Origin of the sequence: Streptomyces sp. Ag109_O5-1, assembly GCF_003814875.1 — a bacterium.
GTDB lineage: Bacteria > Actinomycetota > Actinomycetes > Streptomycetales > Streptomycetaceae > Streptomyces > Streptomyces sasae.
The window spans coordinates 10685393-10704629 of the sequence record NZ_RKQF01000001.1 but is presented as its reverse complement, the minus strand read 5'-3'; the positions used below and the strand labels follow the sequence as shown (position 1 = coordinate 10704629).

Below are 19237 nucleotides of genomic sequence, written 5' to 3'. Positions count from 1 at the left end.
CTCACCTGTTCTCAGCGGGGCAGTACCGCGCCGGCGCTTCTGCGGGCCATGAAGCGCCGGCTGGACAGCACGAACCTGGGCCGGACCGTGTCGAGTTCGAGGATCTGGAGGTGGCGGGCCAGCGGCCCGTGGGCGCCGTCGAGCCGCAGCCGCACCCGGGGCCGGCCATGGAGCTGCAGCCTCCCGTGGGCGCGGACGAGGGTGCGGACCGTGCTGTCGCCGCGACGGCCGTAGAGCACCCAGTCCACCTCCGGACAGCGCACGCCGGGCCCCGGACCGCCCTCCACGCTGAGACCCAGCTCAGGTGCCTCGACATGGAGTTCGCGCCCCTGGAGATCGACCGCGGCGGATCCATGCACGGCCGGCTGGCCCCACACCTCCGCCGCCACCGCCCGCGCCTCCTCGGTGCCGACCGCGAGCGAGACGACGTACCGTCCGGTGCGGCGCAGGTCGACGCGGCGCAGCAGGTCCACGGCGATGTCGTACGCGTGCGGCCGCCACAGGTCGTCGACCAGGATCGACAGGCCGAGCTCGGTATAGGGGCCGATGGTGGTGCAGCGGTGCTCGTAGAGGGAGAGCACGGCCAGGGCGCGGCGGCCGAGCCGGGTCGGGACCATCCAGGTCACGTCCGGCAGCAGACTGCGGGCCACGTCGGTGTCGACCGGGTAGCACAGGTGGGCGGCGGAGGAGTCGTAGTAGCGGACCGGCACGTCGACCGGACCGGCCGAGGTGGGCAGGCTGGTGGTGGGCACGGCCAGGAAGGGGTAGCCCTCGGGCGGGTGGGCGCGATCCTGGAGCTGGTAGACGCGGGTGAGTTCGACCGGGCCCCGGTAGGGGGTGAGGGCCAGGTCGATGTCCTGGGCGGTCCGCGGGATCACCGTCTCCAGGTGCTCTATGTAGACGCGGAGCATGTGGCAGAGCGGGAACTCCCGGTCCGGTCCTGCGTAGTCGGCCTCATACCGGTTGGGGTGCGGGGCGAGGGCGCCCGCGCCCCGGCCGTCGGGCCCGGGGACGATGTCGTACCGGTTGGTGATGCCGGCGACCCAGGTGCGCGGGTCGGCGGGCCTCTTGTCGCCGACCGGCGAGCCGACGGCGACGACATGGGTGACCCGGTAGGCGCGGCAGAACTCGTCGTCCTGGGCGAGGTTCATCAGCGCGGTGCCGCCCTCGCCGTGCCCGAGCAGCGCGAGGTCGGCACCGCGCGGGATGCCATGGCGCCGGATCGCCAGCAGGACCGAGCGGGTGTACGGCGAGTCGGCCATGAACAGGTTGCGCCAGGCGTCGGCGAAGTCCTGCGGGGAGTCGTGCCGGGGGCGCCCGGGGGCCGTGCCGGGCGCCTGGACGACGTACCGGAGGACGCCGTCGGGGCCGCGCACCTCCTGGACGAGGACACGGCCGTCGACGGAGAGCAGGTCGATGTTGCGCAGGAAGCCGAGGAAGGAGCCCTCGTCGGCGATGCCCTGGCGCTCCCGCACGGACAGTTCGACGGACCGGGCGGTGGCGCCTTCGCCCTGGTCCACGGCGAAGAGCCGGGAGGTGCCGAGGCCCGTCACCGGGTCGGCGGTGAGGTCACGGCCGACGGCGAGCGCCCAGGCGGTCTCGTCGTTCAGCGGGTCCTCGTCCAGCAGGCCCCGGACGGCGAGGAGTTCGGCGAGGATCGGGGTGAGTCCGGCGAGCGCGTGCTGGGCGCCCTGGTCCTTGAAGAGGGTACGCAGTGCCCGTACGGCCTCCGGGTCGCGGGCGGCGGTGACGGCCTCCGTCAGCCGGCGTATCCCCGGGTCGTGCTCGAACTCGGGGTGGTCGAGGAGCACGGCGGCGATCCGGAGCCGCAGCGAGGTGACCGCCACCTGCGCGGCCAGGCTCTCCCGGCCCAGCGCCTCGCCCGCCGCGCCGAGCAGATGGCCCACCCCGTCCGGCGCGACGATCGCCGAACCGCCGAGTCCCTGCTTGTTGGTCAGCGCCCGCAGCAGCGCCCAGCGGGCGGCCAGGCCGGTGCGCGGACGGCGGTGCGCGGAGCTTGTCAGCGCCGGGGCGAACAGGACGGAGCTGGTCCGTGCGCATACCCCGCGGATGCCTTCGGCGACGTCCACCACATCATGGGCGCACTCGCGCAGCAGTTCCTTAGTGGGCGGCCCGGAGGCGCGGCGATGCGCTGCCATCCGACGCTCCCTCGGATCGACGACATGGCCTGGTCCCATCGTGTGCCCTGGACCGGGCGCGCGCACCTTCGTCCATCCGGGTGGAGCGTGTCCGCCGGTACGGTGCCCACCCGTGCCGGGCCCGGTGGCCGGGGCCGCCGTGCATGTAGGCGCCGAAAGGGCAGCCGCGGGTCTCTTCCAGGCAGGGGTTGCAGGCTGGTCGCCAGGGAGCACGCACGAGTGCGCTTTAACTCGATCGTGTGATGGTCGGGGGCGGGCTTGCGGTGGCCTGGGCCATTCGGGCTACGGTGATCGTGCGATCTGGGACGCCGGGTGTGGCGCCAGCGTGCGGGGCCCCTGCTCCACCGGAGTGATGGTTCAGGGCCTCCCCGTCGCCTCTGGCCACATCCACATGGCCAGGTCGTGAGGGAACCGGCCTCCCGGGATCGGACCACGGACAGGATCCGTGTCGCTGCCCCGGGGTTGAGTACGCTGGCGACCAGTGCGCCCAAGACCGTTCGGGGCGTGCGGCTGAGGGGGCTCAATCCTGCTCAGTCCACAGGAACGGTGTGATGGACGATCAGCAAGCCAGGCACACCGGCACCCTGCTGTGCAGGACCCGCCGACGGCAAACGTCGGCGGGCCGGTGGTCAGGGCTGTGCGGGCATGGTCCAGCAGTCGGAGACGGCCGGTACGCCGGACAGCCGGGCGGTGAGCCAGGCGACCGCATCGCCCTGGTCGGTGATCAACGGCTCCAGGTGGTTCAGCAGGGCTCGGCCCGCGTCCGGCAGGACGACCGGGACGTAGGTGACGTTCGCGCCCTCGTCGCACCAGTCGACGGCGAGCCGCCGCGCCTGCGCGTGCGGGACGAGGTCGTCGCTGACGCCGGTCGCCAGCCGGACCGGGCTCGCGGGTGCCGTCGTGCCGATGCGCTGGTCGTCCAGGAAAGCCTGGAGGGCGGGCTCCTCGCCGATGATGTCGGAGACGGAGCTGCCGTCGGTGGTCCAGGCGGTGCTGTGTGTGGAGCCGTAGGCGAGGATCGCGTCGCCGACGCACATCGTCGACAGGTCGGTGAGCGCGGCCCGGCCCGCCGCGCTGAGGTGGGCGGCGACGATCGGCCGGAGCGCCGGGTCGGACTGGACGAAGCCGTTCACCGCCCAGCCCAGGGCGCCGGCCAGGTCGCTGCCGTCGATGGCCGCGGTGACGGCGGTGAGGTCGGCGGGCGGCGGGCGGCGCCCCGGCATAGCTGCCGGAGAGAGTGACATCGGGGGCGTATCCCGGCTGGAGTTCGGCGGCAGCGGCGGTCGCGCCGCCGCCCTGGCTGTAGCCGAACAGGCCGACGCGCGAGGCCGCGGTGACCGAGGTGCCGGGCACGCTCCGGGCGGCACGTACGGCGTCCAGGACCGCGTGGGCGCCGTCGAGCCGGTTCACGTAGGTGTGCAGCCGGTCGGTCGCGCCGAGGCCGACGTAGTCGGTGACGACGACCGCGACCCCCTCGGCGAGCAGCCGGTAGATCGACAGGTCCTCGTAACCGACGGACACCGTCTGGCCGTTGAGCACCAGCGGGTGCTGCAGACCCATGGAGGCGGCGCACTGGTCGCCCTGGCCCATGGTGCCGGGGGCGAGAGCGACCAGCGGGCGGGCGCCGGGTCCCAGCCAGGGGAGCGTCGGCTCGATGTAGGCGCCGGTGACCGCCACGGGTTCGCCGGCCGAGTCGGTGGACTTGTACATGAGCCGGGTCGCGCTGCCCGGCAGCGGGCCCGGCAGGCTCGGCAGGCTCAGGGCCAGCGGGAGGGGTTCGGTGCGGATGAGGGTGCCGTCGGCCGTGGGCAGGGTGGCCGGAGGGTCGTAGAAGGCGGGGATGGTGACACCTCGGGAGACCTCCGCCTGGGAGACCGTGGCCTGCAGCGTCTGGACGCAGAGGCAGGCGGCAGCGGCGACGGCGGTGGCCAGCAGACGGATGCGTACGGGCATGGGGAACCTCCTGGACGTGCTGGACGTGGGAGGTGGTACGGGGAGTCCCCGGAGCGGCCGACGGGGCGTGTGCGGTACGTGTGCGTGTGCGATGCGAGTGCGGTACATGCGCGGTGCGTGTGTGGGGCATGCGCGATTTACTCGACGGTAACGAGCGATGCGTTACCGGCGGTAGCGGCCGTTTGGTTACGGTTCAGTAATATGACGGTGGGTCAACGAGCCGAGGGGGAGGCACGGGATGGGGACCGCACGGAGATGGGTGGCGTGGCTCGCGCTGCTGACGGGGCCGACGGGGGCGCTGACCGGGTGCGACATGTCGCCGCGTTCGGTCGACGTCGCGGTGTCGGGGCACGGGTCGAGCGGTGCGGCCGGGAGCGCGGGCACGGTCGGCGCCGCCGGTTCGGCCTGTGAACTGCCGGTCGGGTTCGGCATCGCCAGGGGCTGGAAGGCGGAGGCGGTCGACGGACTCGCCGCCGTCGCTTCGCCGGGTACGGACGGCGACAGCGCCGGCAGCCTGCTGCGGCAGGGCCCGGTGACCCTCGTCTGCGAGCTGGACGCCAAGCCCGCCGGGGCCATCGGGTTCCTGCGGGTGTCGACCGGAGAGCCGGGCAGCGGTGACGCGGGCGCGGTGCTGCGGGCGTTCGTGGCCGCCGAGGACTGCGCCGGTCAAGCGAGGTACCGGAACTTCAGGACGAACGGCCTCTCCGGAGTGCGGGCCGACTACGTCTGCAGCAGCAGGCTCCTCGGCGAGAGCAAGAAGGAGTCGGCCCTGGCCGTGATCACGCCTCGCGGCCCCGTCGTACTGCACCTGGGCGGGCTCGACAGCGAGGAGCACGAAGAGATGCTCCCCGCGTTCGAGCTCGCCCAGGAGACGCTGCACATGACCTAGGAAGGGTCAGGCCGAGTTCCGCCACCGGGTGCGCCACAGGAGCACGAACCCGGACACCAGCAGCAGCGCGCCGAAGGCGGCGGGCCAGAGGTGGGCGCCGGTCTCGGCGAGACCGCCCTGGACGGCCTGGGGCTGGGTCTGGGGTTCGGTCTGGGGTGCGGTGGACGGGTTCTCCTGCTGCCCGGCCGGGGCGGCCGCGGCCGTGCTGGTCGACGCGGTCGGTGCCTGGGTGTCGGGCCGCTCGGTGGGTCGGCTGATGTCACCGCCGCCCGAGGTGGTGGACGACTTCTTGGGCGACACGCTCGCGTCGACCTTCGGCAGCTCGGTCACGGTGCCGGGGGCGGCCTCCGTCGTCGGCGTGTCGGCCGGGGGCTCGGAGGACGGCTCGGCGCTCTCGGTCTCGGCAGGCGGCGCAGCCGTGTCGCTAGGCGGGGTCGACGTGTCGGCGGGCGGGGCCGGCGTGTCGCTGGGCGGGGCGGCCGGGCTCGAAGACGTCTGTGTCGGGTCCGGCTCGGCGCTCTGCGACGGCGGCTGCTGGGCGGCACCCGCCCCGCAGGTCCGGCCGGAGTTGATGCAGTCGACCATGTCCCGCATCAGGCTCTCGTCGAAGACGTTGATGAAGTCGCCGTGGTCGGTGACCGGCTTGTGCAGCTGCTCGGGGAACGAGTCCACCGCGAACAGCGGGACCGTACGGCCGCCGTCCTGGAGGCTCGGCGCGGCCACGTCGTAGACGATGCGCTGGACCAGCTGCGGGATGGCCTTGAAGCCTTCCGGGCAGCTGCCGTCGGGGCCCTCGAACGCCACATGGGTGCGGTGGTTGGCGCTGTCGATGTTCCGCCCGTCCCAGCAGCTCTGGAACCTGAAGGTGCGCACGACATCGCTGCCCGAGGGGCAGAGCGGGTACTTGTCCTTGAGCTGCCGGTCCTCGAACCCGGTGCAGCTCCAGGAGGCGTTGGCGTTCTTCGGGCCGTTGACGAAGGCCTTGGCGTCGCCGGTGATGATGCGCAGCAGCCGGGGCATCTCGGTGACCTTGGACGTCGGGTTGCCCTCGAAGGTCAGCGTGACCTGCTTCGCCGTGACGATCTGGCCGGCGTTGCCCTCCGTGCCGCCGCCCGGCTTGTCGGCGTCCCGCTCCTGCTTGCCGTTCTGCAGCCGCAGGACAGGCCAGTAGTAAGTGGACTTGTCACCCTTGTCGGCACAGCTGGTGTCGGCGTTCGCGAGGTCCTGGTCGCTGGCGAAGGCGTTGTTGGACTGGTTGCCGATGTAGTCGTGGAAGTGGTGGGCGCCGTTGGAGACACCGGGCGCGACGATCACGTTGTCCGAGTTGAACAGGCCGTTCGCGTTGACGCCGCAGCTGGAGCTGAAGGTGCCGGTGGAACCGCCGGGCTGCTCGGCCGGGGTGGAGACGTCGGGCTGGACCGTGGTGATGTCGGCGTAGTCGCCGACGACGGGGCCGTTGCCGCCCTGGCCACCGGCGCCGGCGCCGGCGGACTGGCTCGGCGCGGCGCCGCCCTGGCTCGGCGTGGCGCTGTCCTGGGGTGCCGTCGACTGCCGGCCGTCCTGGTTCGAGGAGTGCAGGGTGCAGGCGGCGAGGCCGTCGAGGCCCTGAGGGCGGTCACCCTCACGACCGATGGCGTCGGCGATGCGCTGGAGCGTCGCGGACCGCTTCTCCTTCAGCGGGTTCATGATCTCCCGGTCTGCGAACCCGGGGTCCTGCTGGAGCGCCTGTCCCGATTCCTTGAGTTGCTGGTAGGCGGCCGCGATCTGCTGGTCCAGCTGGGCGAGTTCGCCGTCGACGTCGGACCGGGCCCCGTCGGGCACGGCCGTCAGTCTGCTGCCGACGTCGGGGCAGTAGACCGTGGGCGCGGACAGCACCTGGACGTTCGGCCAGGACTGCTGGTCCGAGCCGCCTTCGGTGGCCGAGGCGTAGACGTTCACCGCGACCAGCCCTCCCCCTCCGAGCATCAGCGCGACCGCTGCGAAGGTCGCGCGTCGTGCGCCGGTCGGGCGCCTGCGCCTGTTGCGTCTCAAGGTCGTACTCACGGTCGTACCCCTGCGTGGTCGTGGGCGGCCGGGCATGGAAATCCCCTGCCTGATACGGGCCGTGGCACCGCCGTGTTCAACAACCCCGGGAATTCACGGCGACCTCACAGATTGCCACTCCGCCAGGTAATCGGGCGAACACGGTGCGCACTCGCCGGCCGGGGCCATTCACACCGCGCGATGAAGACTTTCCATGAGAAACTGGTGCGAAAAAGGCGGGGAGGTGGCCCTGTCATGACCGGCACGGAGATCGACTACGCGACGGTGTTCCGGACCCTGCCCGGGATGGTGGCGCTGTTGACCCCCGACCTGGTGTACGCGGACGCCAACGAGGAGTTCCTGCGCATGTCCGGGCGCAAGCGCGAGGACCTGATCGGCCGGTACCTGTTCGATGTGTTTCCCGACAATCCGAACCACGACGACGCGACCGGCATGCGCAACCTGGAGACGTCGCTGCTGCGGGCCCTGGCCACGGGCGAGCGGGACACCATGGCCCTCCAGCGGTACGACGTACAGATCCCCGACCGGCCCGGACACTGGGAGGAGCGCTACTGGAGCCCGGTCAACGTGCCGGTGCTCGGCGCGGACGGGAAGGTCGTCCTGCTGGTGCACCGGGTCGAGGACGTCACCGAGCTGATCCGGGCGCGCCAGGCCGCCGACGACGGGCAGACACGGGTCCTGGAGGCCGAGCTGTACCGGCGCGCGGGCGAGCTGCAGGCGGTCAACGAGCGGCTTCGGCAGGCACACGCCCGGGAACGCGAGGTGGCGGTCGCCCTGCAGGAGGCGATGCTGCCCGCACCCCGGCAGCCGGCCCACCACCTGGCGGCCGTACGCTACCGACCCGCCGTGGGAGCGCTGAACGTGTGCGGCGACTGGTACGACCTGGTCGACCTGGTCGGCGGCGACCGCATCGGCGTCTCGGTGGGCGACGTCGTCGGGCACGGACTCGAAGCCGCCTGTGTCATGGGACAGTTGCGCAGCGCACTCAGCGCGGCCTCCCGGGTCGCCGAAGGGCCCGCCCAGGCGCTCAACGTGCTGGGACGGTACGCGCACGTGGTGGACGGCGCCGAGTCGGCCACGGCGGTGACGACGTTCGTCGACTTCGACCGGCACACGGTCACCTACAGCAGCGCCGGGCATCCGCCACCCCTACTGCTGCACGCCGACGGCCGCGTGGAGTTCCTCGACCGGGCCACCGATCCCCCGCTCGACGCCCGCCCCGATCCGCTGCCGCGCCCGCAGGCCGTCACCGCGTTCGACGACGGCGCCACACTGGTCCTCTATACCGACGGACTGATCGAACGGCGCCGCGAGGACATCGACACGGGACTGCACCGCCTCGCCCGATCCCTCACCCTGCACCGCGAGTTGGATCCGGAGACACTCGCCGACGCCGTCCTGCGGGAGCTGCTGCCCCCGGAGGGGGCCACCGACGACACCGCCCTGGTGGTCGTACGACTGTGATCGATCAACGCGCGAAATGCCGTCCCTCACGGTCGAGTTCCGAACAGTACGACGAACATCACAAATACGTATCGGACATTACGCACTTCAACCTTCACACGAGTGACACAAGTTGGCTAAGTTGACGTTTAAGCCGCTCGGCTCCCCCCGGCGAATCCCGTCGGGCCGCGCGGCCTCCGCCGAGTCCGGGCCTCCCAAGGTGATCCGGAGCCGGGGACCCAACCGACCACTGGGGTGAATCGGCCGACTGCCCACCAGGGCAAGGGCCGTAGGGCATACCTTCCGGATTCGACGCCCGAACCCGACAGCTAACCCGGTAGGCGGAGTACGGAAGGAGCACGACCCCCATGGCGTCCGAGAGCCGTGACGAGGTTCGACAGCGGATCAACAACCTCTACGACCAGGCCGAGAACGCCACCGGGAACTACAACGCCACACGTGCGATGAGCGGGGGTTCGCGCTCGCGCGGTGTCCCCTTGTTCAAGCGGCAGCGTCGTGACGACCCGGGCCTCGACAACATCGCCAGGGAGTGGTTCGAGGGGGCGCGCACGAAGCTGGGACCGAGTGTCCCCGCCGCGCTGCCGACCGACCGGATGCCCGACCGTTCGGGCCCGCGACGGCCCGTCAGCGCCATGGCCGCCGACCTGCTCAGCCAGTTGGAGGACTCCGGCCCGGCCCGTCTGGCGCTGCCCGCGGGAACGTCCGCGCAGAGCGACATCGAGGTCGTCCGCGAGCTGCCGGCGGAGCGCCCGAAGCTGGAGCTGACCGCGGGGCCCAGCGCGGCGTTGCCGCCGGGCTCGTCGAGCGCGCCCGCGTCCAAGGCCCCTTCCTCCACCGTGCCGCAGCGGCACGCACCCGGCACCTCCAAGACCAAGAGCCAGCTCAAGGTCGCCAAGGCGCGTGAGCTGCTGTCCCAGCGGACCGGGCAGCGCGCGGTCGCAGCGCTCGAACCGACCCCCGCCGCACAGCCGTCTCCGATGCCGCAGCCCGCCCCGGTCGCGCAGACCCCTTGGCCCACCCCCGAGCCCCAGATGCAGGCCCCGGCGCAGCAGTGGCAGGCGCCCCTCGTCGGCATCCCCGCCCAGCGCACCGACAGCGGCTCCTTCCGGACCGACGCCCTCACCGGCACGGGCGCGTTCCCGACCGTGACCGCGGCGGACACGGGCGCCCGCGTGATGAGCCCGGGCAGCACGGGCAGCTTCCCGGCCGTGCCCCCCATGGACATGGGCGCCGCTCCGGCCCCGAACCCGATGGACACCGGCACGTTCCGGGTCATGACCCCGGGCAGCGCAGCCCCCGCCCCGTCCCCGGCCGACACCGGCGGCTTCCGCGTGATGACCCCGGGCAGCACAGGCAGCTTCCCGGCCGTGCCCCCCATGGACATGGGCGCCGCTCCGGCCCCGAACCCGATGGACACCGGCACGTTCCGGGTCATGACCCCGGGCAGCGCAGCCCCCGCCCCGTCCCCGGCCGACACCGGCGGCTTCCGCTTGATGACCCCGGGCAGCACAGGCAGCTTCCCGGCCGTGCCCCCCATGGACATGGGCGCCGCTCCGGCCCCGAACCCGGCCGACACCGGCACGTTCCGGGTCATGACCCCGGGTGCGTCCACCGCCTACGCCCCGATACCGGACGCGAACGCCGGTGCCGCCCAGGCCGAGGCTCTCGCCGCCACCGCCGTCCTCCCCGCCCAGAACCCGATGGACACCGGCACGTTCCGGGTCATGACCCCGGGCGCGGCCGCGGCCCCCACGGCCTACGCCGCAGCCCCCCCGGCCGCCGCCGGACCCGCCTACGCCACCGGCACGTACGCCATGGGAGCACCCGCTACCGCCGCCGCTCCCATGCCCCAGATGGCCCCCATGCCGCCGGCCGACACCTACGCCGCGCAGCCCGCCCCGAACGCCTATCCGGGCATCGCGCAGCCCGCCGGCACCGCCTACGCCGCCCCTATGACGGCGCCCGCTGACCCCATGGCGATGGCCGCCGCGACCATGGCCCCTGCGCCTGCCCCTGCGGGCATGCCAGCGGGCATGGCCATGGCCGTCGGCACCATGGCCCCTGCCCCTGCAGCGATGCCCGTCGCACCCCCGGCCGCCCCGGCTGCGACGCCCCTCGCCGCGCCCCCGGTCGCCGCTGCTCCGCTTCCCCCCGTGGCCGACCCCCTCTACGCCACCGGCACCTTCGCCCCGGGCACCTTCGCCGACACCGGCACCCTCCCCCAGCCGGGCGCCGTGCCCGAGCCGGGGAAGGCCATGAAGGCGCTGGCGTTCGCACGGGCACAGATCGGGCGGCCGTGTGTCTGGGGAGCGACCGGTCCGGAGTCGTACGACTGCTCCAGCTTGACCCAGGCCGCCTGGCGCGCCGCGGGCGTCACGCTGCCGCGTACCGCGCCGGACCAGACGTTCGCCGGCACCCCGCTGACGCTCGCCGCCATCGAGCCGGGCGACCTGATCTTCTTCTTCGACAACGACAGCCACGTCGGGATCTACGCGGGTGGCGGCATGATGATCCACGCGCCGAGCCCGGGGGCGACCATCCGCGAGGAGTCGATCTACAACGCCGGGGAGTCGGCCATCCACCGGGTGGTCCGCCCCGCGTAGCCCGTACGACCGTCGTACGACCGCCGTACGTCGAGGTCAGACTCTCCGCCGCCGCGTGCGCCAGCTCTCGTGGTGGTCCAGGAGGGTCTCCTCGATCGGCCGGTAGACGAGGCCCAGTTCGTCGACGCTGCGGCTGTTGTCGACGCGGAAGCGGATGCCGAGGTGCTTCTCTGTGTAGTCCTGGGTCAGGCCGAAGTGCGGGCCCAGGATCCGTACCGGCCAGTGCGGAAGCGCGGTGCGGGGCAGGCGCAGGTCGCGGGGATGGCGGGTGCGGATGATGCGTGACATCTCGTGGAAGGACGTCATCGTCTCGTTGGCCACGATGTACCGGCCCTTGGCCGCCGGGTTCTCCGCCGCCGCGATGTGCGCGTCGGCCACGTCGCGGACGTCGGCGGTGGTGAAGCTGAAGTCCGGGGCTCCGTAGCAGAAGTAGCCCTTGAACAGCTCGTCCAGCAGGAACAGGCTGCCGGACTCGGAGGCCGGGGTGAGGGAAGGGCCCAGTATCAGGCCGGGGTTGACGGAAACCAGGCGCCAGCGGTCCTGGGCGGCCTCGGCGTCCCAGGCGGTGCGTTCGGCGACCGTCTTGGCGTAGTGGTACGGGTTGTTCGCCACCGTGCTGCTGGTGTTGAAGTACTTCTCCGTGAGCAGCTGACCGGCCATCTCGCGGACGTCCGCGTAGTCGCCGAAGATCGCGCCCACGGTGGAGGTGAAGACCAGGGTCTCGACCTCGGGGGTGCGCTCCACGCTGCCGAGCACATTGCGGGTGCCGAGCAACGCCGGGTCCACCAGGTCCCGTTGGCCGTCCTTGATCCGCTCGGGCATCAGGAACGGCGAGGCCACGTGGAAGACGGTCGCACAGCCGCGGAAGGCCTCGTCGAAGGAGCCCTCCTTGAGCAGGTCGGCCTCGAACAGGGCGAGTCGACCGGGGAAGGCCTCCTGGAGCTCCCACAGGGGCCGGACCTTCGTCGCGTCGGCGGCTCTGCGGACGGTCGCGCGGACCGCGTACCCCCGCTCCAGAAGTCGCCGGACCAGATGGCTGCCGACGAATCCGCTGCCGCCGGTCACCGCGACGGCCGTCTCCCCGCGTGCGTCCACGCTCTCACCCCTCGCCCTCCGGCCACCGCGCCTCGGTGCACCGCAGAGGACAGGCTGGTGCATGCCCGGGGTGGGCGCCAAGCACCGGGAGGGCACCGGTAACGTCTTCGGGGCATAAGCCGGGCCCGACAGAGGGCATAAGATCAGCTTATGGGGTCATAGACCGGACCCGCGTACCAACTTAGGACTGCCTTAGTTTAGGCTTCCCGTTCGAGATCGATTGTCTTCACTCGATCGATTGTCTCCGCTCGAAGGGAACCTGATCATGCCGCGCCCCCTGCGGGTAGCCATCGTCGGAGCCGGCCCGGCCGGGATCTACGCCGCCGACGCCCTGCTCAAGTCCGAGGTGGCCGCCGAGCCCGGCGTGTCCATCGACCTCTTCGAGCGGATGCCCGCCCCGTTCGGCCTGATCCGCTACGGCGTCGCCCCCGACCACCCCCGCATCAAGGGCATCATCACGGCCCTGCACCAGGTGCTCGACAAGCCGCAGATCCGGCTGTTCGGCAACGTGGACTACCCGTCCGACATCAGCCTCGACGACCTGCGCTCCTTCTACGACGCGGTGATCTTCTCCACCGGCGCGACCGCCGACCGCGAGCTGCGGATACCCGGCATCGAGCTGGACGGCTCCTACGGCGCCGCCGACTTCGTCTCCTGGTACGACGGTCACCCGGACGTGCCGCGCACCTGGCCGCTGGAGGCCGAGAAGGTCGCCGTCCTCGGCGTCGGCAACGTGGCCCTGGACGTGGCCCGCATCCTCGCCAAGACCGCCGACGAGCTGCTCCCCACGGAGATCCCGCCGAACGTCTACGACGGCCTCAAGGCCAACAAGGCCCTCGAGGTGCACGTCTTCGGCCGCCGTGGCCCCGCCCAGGCGAAGTTCTCCCCGATGGAGCTGCGGGAGCTCGACCACTCCCCCAACATCGAGGTCATCGTCGACCCCGAGGACATCGACTACGACAAGGGCTCGATCGAGACCCGGCGCGGCAACAAGCAGGCCGACATGGTCGCCAAGACCCTGGAGAACTGGGCAATCCGCGACGCCGGCGACCGCCCGCACAAGCTGTTCCTGCACTTCTTCGAGTCCCCGACGGAGATTCTCGGCGAGGACGGCCAGGTCACCGGCCTGCGCACCGAGCGCACCGCCCTCGACGGCACCGGCAACGTCAAGGGCACCGGCGAGTTCAAGGACTGGGACGTCACCGCGGTCTACCGCGCGGTCGGCTACCTCTCCGACAAGCTGCCCAAGCTGCCCTGGGACATCGAGTCGGGCACGGTCCCGGACGAGGGCGGCCGGGTCATCGAGGAGAGCGGCAACCACCTCCGGTCGACGTACGTCACCGGCTGGATCCGCCGTGGCCCGGTCGGTCTGATCGGCCACACCAAGGGCGACGCCAACGAGACGGTGTCCAACCTGCTGGACGACTACACCAACGGCCGGCTGCACACCCCCGAGACGCCCGCGCCGGAGGCCGTCGACGCCTTCCTCGCCGAGCGCAACGTCCGCTTCACCACCTGGGAGGGCTGGTACAAGCTGGACGCCGCCGAGAAGGCGCTGGGCGAGCCTCAGGGCCGCGAGCGTGTGAAGCTCGTCGAGCGCGAGGACATGCTCCGGGAGAGCGGCGCGTGACGCACTGACAGAGGGGGCCGGCGGATCTGCGCCGGCCCTTTCCGCGTTCCCGGGCGGGCGGCCGCGGCTCGCTCGCGACCGCCCGGGGAGGCGAACCGCACCACGGAGGTCGGCGGCCGGTGCACCGCGAGCTCATGACAGGCGAGGCCTTCGGCACGAAGGGGCCGGTGACCTGCGCGAAGGCAGCCGAAGCCCTGGTGAACGGGGCCCGCCCCTGAGCGGATGGGCGGGCGGGCCCCGTTCGCCGCACCATTGTGCGGGGTGCCGCGGATCATGGGCACGGGTGAACCGGCGTCGTATCGCGCGCTCCGTTCACACCCCGGGTGTGGGGCGTGCTCCCCGTGCGCGGGCGCCCCCGCTCTGTGAGACATGCTCCCGAGCGGTGATACTGGAGGACGCACCCCGCTCCGACCAGCAGATTGGCCCATGTCGAACTCCGCCACCGACCGTGCCGTCCTTCCGCCGACCGTCTGGCCCGCCCGCGGGCGCCACACGGGCCCGGACTCCGAGGAGGTGATCCGCCGGATCCTGCGCAGCCGCAAGGAGACCGGCGCCCTCGACGACTTCGCAGAACCCCCCGTGCCCGAGGATCCCGACCGGCGGGTCTTCGAGGCCCGCTGGCGCGTCGACGACGGCGCGGTCACGGTCCGCGCCCGGCTGACGCTCGTGTCGTCGCTCGGCCGGCAGGCGGCCGGGCGGGAGTGGCAGCTGGTCGCCGAGGCCGAGCGGCCCTGGGACGACGCCTGGCCCTCTCCGGCGACGATGTTCTGGCCCGACGGGGACGAGGCCGGTGACGGCGGCGAGGCCGCCTGGGACTACCACCCGGCCGTCGCGGGCCTGCGGCTGCGCACGGTCAACCCGCTGCCCGCCGACGACAAGGACATGCGCCGGGACCTGCGCGACGCCGCGAAGGACGCCTGGTGCGTCAACCTCGTCGTGCACGAGGCGATGACGCCCGACACGCTCGGCCGGCTGCCGCTGGTCCGGCGGCTGCCGCCCGGTCTCGCCCACCGCGTCGTGGAACACCGGGCCACGCCCCAGCAGTTCCGTGCCGTGAACTGGGCGGTGCGTGACCTCGGTGTCGAGGTGCCGCGCGGTGGCGCCGTCCTGCTGCCCCCGGACCCGGCACCGTCCGGGTACGACGCGCAGGAGTTCGCGGTGCGCAGCGTCTTCCTGGACGGCTCGGAGCCCACCGAACTGATCGCCGCCGTGAGCCGGTTCGCCGCCCTCCCCAAGCCGGCCCCGCAGGGTGCCGAGGAGGCGCTGGCCGATCTGCGCGACAACTGGACCCTGATGACGATGGAGGAGCAGCTCGACCGCCAGCGCAGGCTCGTCGCGCAGTACTCCGAGGCGCTGGAGGCGATGACCAGGTCGCGGGATCTGTACCGGGAGTCCGCCGAGCGTGCCCATGAGGCGCTCGCTGCCCTCCGCGACTCCCCCGCCCCCAGCGCATCCCTGCCCCAAACCGCCTCGGCGCTGCAGCAGTTGACCCGCGTCTTCAAGGGACTGCGGCCTCCGAAGGACAGTGCCGGGCCGGCTGCCATGCCCGAGGACGAAACCGGGAAGACGGACCAGTGACAGACCCCGGGCCGGATCGGGGCCGGACGACAGGACAGCCATGGACACCACCACGACCGTGCTCCTGATCTGCGCGCTCGTCGCCACGGCGCTGCTCGCCGGGGCGATCGCCGTGCTGGTACGGCTGGTCCGCACCCGGCGCACGCTGCGCCGGGCCGGGCTGCCGACCGGCCCGCGCTGGATCTTCTGGGGTGCCGTCCTGTATCTGGTGCTGCCGACCGACCTGCTGCCCGACCCGATCTACCTGGACGACATCGGCGTCCTGCTGCTGGCCCTGCGCTCGATGCGGGCGGCCCGGGTGCTGCCCACGGAGGACCCCGAACTCTGAACTCCGAGGCGTCCAGGGCATGATGGGGCGATGCGATCCACCTTCACGGGTGTCTCCGGTCTCTCCTCGACGCCCGATGTCGCCGTCGTCATCGACGTGATGCGCGCCTTCACGGTGACCGCCTGGGCCTTCCGGCGCGGCGCCGAGCGGATCGTCTTCGCCGAAACCCTCGACGAGGCCCTTGAGTTGAAGGCCCGTCACCCCGGCTGGCTGGCCTTCCAGGACGGTCCGGTGGTGCCGGGCTTCGATCTGGCCAACTCACCGGCCCGGCTGCGCTCGTTGGACGTCGCGGGCCGCACGGTCGTACAGAAGACGACCGCCGGGACGGTCGGGGCGCTGGCCGTCGCGGGCGCCCGGCTGCTGCTGTGCGCGAGCTTCGTGGTCGCCGAGGCCACCGCCGCCGTACTGCGGCAGGAGCGGCCGGACGCAGTCACCTTCGTCGTCACCGGGGACGGCGGGCAGGCCGACGAGGACCTGGCCTGCGCCCAGTACATCGCGGAGCGCGTCGCCGACGACACGGTGGCCCCGGACCCGTTCGTGGAGCGGGCGCGGAACTCCGGCGCGGCCGCGCGGCTCGCCGAGGGCGTGCGGCTCGGCTGGGAGGGCGTCGACTCCGAGGACGTATCGCTGTGCCTGGAGGCGGACACCTTCCCGTTCGCGATGGCTGCCGCCCGGGAGGACGGACACCTGGCGCTTCGCCCGGTTTCCGGCGATCCGGCCGCATTCGACCCCCTCGGATGAGCCGCTGGTGTACACCTCCCTGACCTTCGACGCCGACTGCCTGTATCGAATCCGTGCCGCGGAGGTGCGATTCCAGGCCGTCTTGACGCATTCTTGCTGTGTCACCCACCCGGCGGTGCGCGGACGAGGTAGGACCGGATGACTGGGAGCGGGGAGCACGTGGGCCGGGCGCGTGAACGGCTGACCGCGTTGCTGGTCGACGCCTCGACCGGCGCCCTGGGCGCGGCGGGCGGCCACGTCGCCGGGGTGTACCTGCGCACCGGCACGCCCGGCCTGCTGCGGCTCTCGACGCTCCTCGGGCTGCCCGGCCAGCTGTTCCGGCCGTGGTGGCGGCTGCAGGTGGACCGGCCGTTCCCGGTCGCGGACGCCTACCGGCTCGGGGTCCGGGTGGTGCTGCCCAACGCCACCGAGATGGTGCGCCGCTACCCCCAGTTCGCAGCCGGTCTGCCGTTCCAGTTCGGGTCGGTGTACACACCCGTGCCCGGGGCCGACCCGTCCTTCGGGGTGCTCACCGTGCTGCGTCCGGCGACCCCGGACACGGTGGACGAGCTGCCCGACCTGGACCGGCTGTGCCGGCTGGCCGAGGACCTGGGAGCGGGGCTGCGCGAGCTGGTGGCCGAGGAGGGCGAAGCGGCGGTCGCCTGGGAGGGCGAGCCGGTGTGCGTACGGCCGCCTGCCAGGCATCCAGGGCCGGCCCGGGTCGGCCGTTTCACCTGGGACCCGGCCACCTCGGCGGTGCACGCGGACGACCGGCTGCACGCCCTGCTCGGCATGGCACCGGAGGATTTCCCCGGCACCGGCGCCGAACTGGCGGCGGCCGTGGCGCCCGCCGACGCCCCCCATGTGCTGACCGCGCTGCGCGAGACCGCGGCCGGCAAGCCCCCGGTGTCCCCGCTGCGGGTGCGGGCCGGGGACGGCGCCGCGCGGCTGCTGGAGCTGTGGCCGCCGCCCGGTGCCGCCGATCCGACCCTGGTCTCCGGGATCGTCGTCGACCCGGGCCCGGCCGCCTCCGCCGACGGCGCGGCCGATCTGCTCCCCCATGGCGTGTTCTGCCTGGACCGCACGGGGCTCGTCCTCTACGTCAACCCGGCCGCCGCCCGTCTGGCGGGCCGGCCGCGCGCCGAGCTGCTCGGCCGGCCCGTGTGGGAGAGCATGCCGTGGCTGAGCGGGCCGCCGTACGACGACCACTGGCGCGGCGCGCTGCTCGCCCCGGGCCCGGTGCACTTCCAGGTCCGCCACGAGGACACCGGCGAAGGCGACTGGCTCGCCCTGTCCCTGTACCCGGGCCCGGACCTGGTCACCTGCACGGTCGTCCCGGCCAACCGCATCGACCCGGCCCTGCACCTGCCCCGTCGGCCCGAGCCGGGCGAGGCCGGCGAGCCGGGAGAAGTGGGAGTGGCGGGCGAAACCGGCGAGGCGGGCCGGCCCGTCCCGGGCGGCCGGCCCTCGATGGCTCCGCTGTACCGGCCGATCGCCCTGGCCATCGCGCTGACCGACGCCGTGACCGCCCGGCAGGTGTCCGAGGTGGTGACGCAAGAGCTGCTGCCGGCGTTCGGCGGCGGCCGGCTGGCCATCTACCTGCTCCAGGACCGGCATTTCTACCTGGCCTGGGAGAACGGCTTCCCGCCGGGCTTCCTCGCCCCCTTCGACGGCGTCGGCCTGGACGCCCACCTGCCCGGAGTCGAGACCCTCACCAGCGGGAAACCGTTGTTCTTCGAGTCGATGCGGCAGCTGGCGGACTCCTACCCCGGCATCCCGATGGACGCCTCCGAGGGCGCCCGCGCCTTCCTGCCGTTGATCGCCTCCGGCCGTCCGGTCGGCTCCTGCATCCTCGGTTTCGACGTCGATCGCGGCTTCAGCACCGAGGAGCGCACGGTCCTCACGGCGCTCGCGGGCCTGATAGCGCACGCGATGGAGAAGGCCCAGCGCTACGACACCGAGGCCGCCCTCGCCCGCGGGCTCCAGCAGGCGCTGCTGCCCCGCCGGCTGTCGACACATCCGCTGGTGGAGACCGCGGGCCGGTATCTGCCGGGCACCCAGGGCATGGACGTGGGCGGCGACTGGTACGACGTCGTGGAGGCGGGCGACGGTCTCGCCCTGGTCATCGGCGACGTGCAGGGGCATGGGGTGCAGGCGGCCGCCACCATGGGCCAACTACGCAGCGCGGTGCGTGCGTTCGCGCTCGGTGACCGGCCGCCCGACGAGGTGCTGAGCGGCACGAACCGTCTGCTCATCGACCTCGACCCGGGTCAGTTCGCCAGCTGCTGCTATCTGCGCCTCGACCCCGCCACCGGGCACGCCCGGGTCGCCCGGGCCGGTCATCCGCCGCCCCTGCTGCGTGCACCGGACGGCCGCACCCGGGTCCTGGAGATACCCGGCGGCGTCGTGCTGGGCGTGGACCCGCGGGCCCGGTACCCGGTGACCGAACTGGAACTGGCACCGGACGCGATCCTCGCCCTGTACACGGACGGGCTGGTGGAGCGGCCCGGTGCCGACATCGACGACGGCATCACGGCGCTGCGGGTGGCGCTGGCGAAGGCCGGCGCGCTGCCCGGACGGCGCGGCGGCCGCTCGCTCGCCGGGGTGGCGGACCGGCTCACCGCCGGGGCCCGGCACGCCACCGACCGCCCGGACGACGTGGCGCTGCTGCTCGCCACCCGCCGCCCGCGCAGCGCCGGTGACACGGCACAACGGGGTATCAAGCCGGTTACCTCTTGAGACACTCTCGCCTCGCGGGGCCTGGCAGTGTAGACA

At 72.7% G+C, this 19237-nt stretch carries 11 protein-coding genes, 1 pseudogene and 1 riboswitch; of the genes and pseudogenes, 8 read left to right on the top strand and 4 right to left on the bottom strand.

Annotation, left to right across the window (positions count from 1 at the left end):
- Window positions 1-11: 11 nt before the first annotated feature.
- Both EDD90_RS48720 and EDD90_RS48710 read right to left on the bottom strand, forming a co-directional pair.
- Complete coding sequence (locus tag EDD90_RS48720) at window positions 12-2159, bottom strand: acetoacetate decarboxylase family protein (RefSeq protein ID WP_123979423.1); 2148 nt, start codon at window positions 2157-2159, stop codon at window positions 12-14.
- A 629-nt stretch (window positions 2160-2788) separates the two neighbouring features.
- Window positions 2789-4112, bottom strand: a pseudogene (locus tag EDD90_RS48710) (lipase family protein).
- A 238-nt stretch (window positions 4113-4350) separates the two neighbouring features.
- Here EDD90_RS48710 and EDD90_RS48705 point away from each other — a divergent pair.
- Window positions 4351-5001 (top strand): lipoprotein, encoded by a 651-nt coding sequence (locus EDD90_RS48705; RefSeq protein WP_123979422.1) that lies wholly within the window; start codon window positions 4351-4353, stop codon window positions 4999-5001.
- A 6-nt stretch (window positions 5002-5007) separates the two neighbouring features.
- Here the strand turns inward: EDD90_RS48705 and EDD90_RS48700 are convergent, their stop codons facing one another.
- A complete protein-coding gene (locus EDD90_RS48700; protein ID WP_123982431.1) occupies window positions 5008-6966 on the bottom strand; it encodes a DUF1996 domain-containing protein in 1959 nt (652 codons plus the stop codon).
- A 312-nt stretch (window positions 6967-7278) separates the two neighbouring features.
- On the opposite strand from EDD90_RS48700, the gene EDD90_RS48695 reads away from it, so the two are divergent.
- Complete coding sequence (locus EDD90_RS48695) at window positions 7279-8508, top strand: PP2C family protein-serine/threonine phosphatase (RefSeq protein ID WP_123979421.1); 1230 nt, start codon at window positions 7279-7281, stop codon at window positions 8506-8508.
- Window positions 8509-8675: 167 nt separating this feature from the next.
- Window positions 8676-8847, top strand: a riboswitch (cyclic di-AMP (ydaO/yuaA leader).
- An 8-nt stretch (window positions 8848-8855) separates the two neighbouring features.
- A complete protein-coding gene (locus EDD90_RS59250; protein ID WP_398927918.1) occupies window positions 8856-11111 on the top strand; it encodes an NlpC/P60 family protein in 2256 nt (751 codons plus the stop codon).
- Window positions 11112-11147: 36 nt separating this feature from the next.
- On the opposite strand, the gene EDD90_RS48685 is transcribed toward EDD90_RS59250, so the two are convergent.
- On the bottom strand, window positions 11148-12206 hold the full coding sequence (locus EDD90_RS48685) for an NAD-dependent epimerase/dehydratase family protein (protein ID WP_260328565.1): 1059 nt from the start codon (window positions 12204-12206) through the stop codon (window positions 11148-11150).
- A gap of 265 nt (window positions 12207-12471) precedes the next feature.
- Between EDD90_RS48685 and EDD90_RS48680 the strand changes: the two genes are divergently transcribed.
- The 5 genes from EDD90_RS48680 to EDD90_RS48660 all read left to right on the top strand — a co-directional run bounded on the left by EDD90_RS48680 (window position 12472) and on the right by EDD90_RS48660 (window position 19201).
- Complete coding sequence (locus tag EDD90_RS48680) at window positions 12472-13836, top strand: FAD-dependent oxidoreductase (protein WP_123979419.1); 1365 nt, start codon at window positions 12472-12474, stop codon at window positions 13834-13836.
- A gap of 426 nt (window positions 13837-14262) precedes the next feature.
- A complete protein-coding gene (locus EDD90_RS48675; RefSeq protein ID WP_123979418.1) occupies window positions 14263-15414 on the top strand; it encodes a hypothetical protein in 1152 nt (383 codons plus the stop codon).
- Between the two features lie 40 nt (window positions 15415-15454).
- Window positions 15455-15742, top strand: a complete 288-nt coding sequence (locus tag EDD90_RS48670) for a DUF1232 domain-containing protein (RefSeq protein ID WP_123979417.1) — start codon at window positions 15455-15457, stop codon at window positions 15740-15742.
- 30 nt (window positions 15743-15772) lie between these two features.
- Window positions 15773-16483, top strand: a complete 711-nt coding sequence (locus EDD90_RS48665; protein ID WP_123979416.1) for a 2-phosphosulfolactate phosphatase — start codon at window positions 15773-15775, stop codon at window positions 16481-16483.
- A 138-nt stretch (window positions 16484-16621) separates the two neighbouring features.
- Window positions 16622-19201: a SpoIIE family protein phosphatase gene (locus EDD90_RS48660; RefSeq protein WP_123979415.1), complete on the top strand. Its 2580-nt coding sequence runs from the start codon at window positions 16622-16624 to the stop codon at window positions 19199-19201.
- The last annotated feature ends 36 nt before the right edge of the window (window positions 19202-19237 follow it).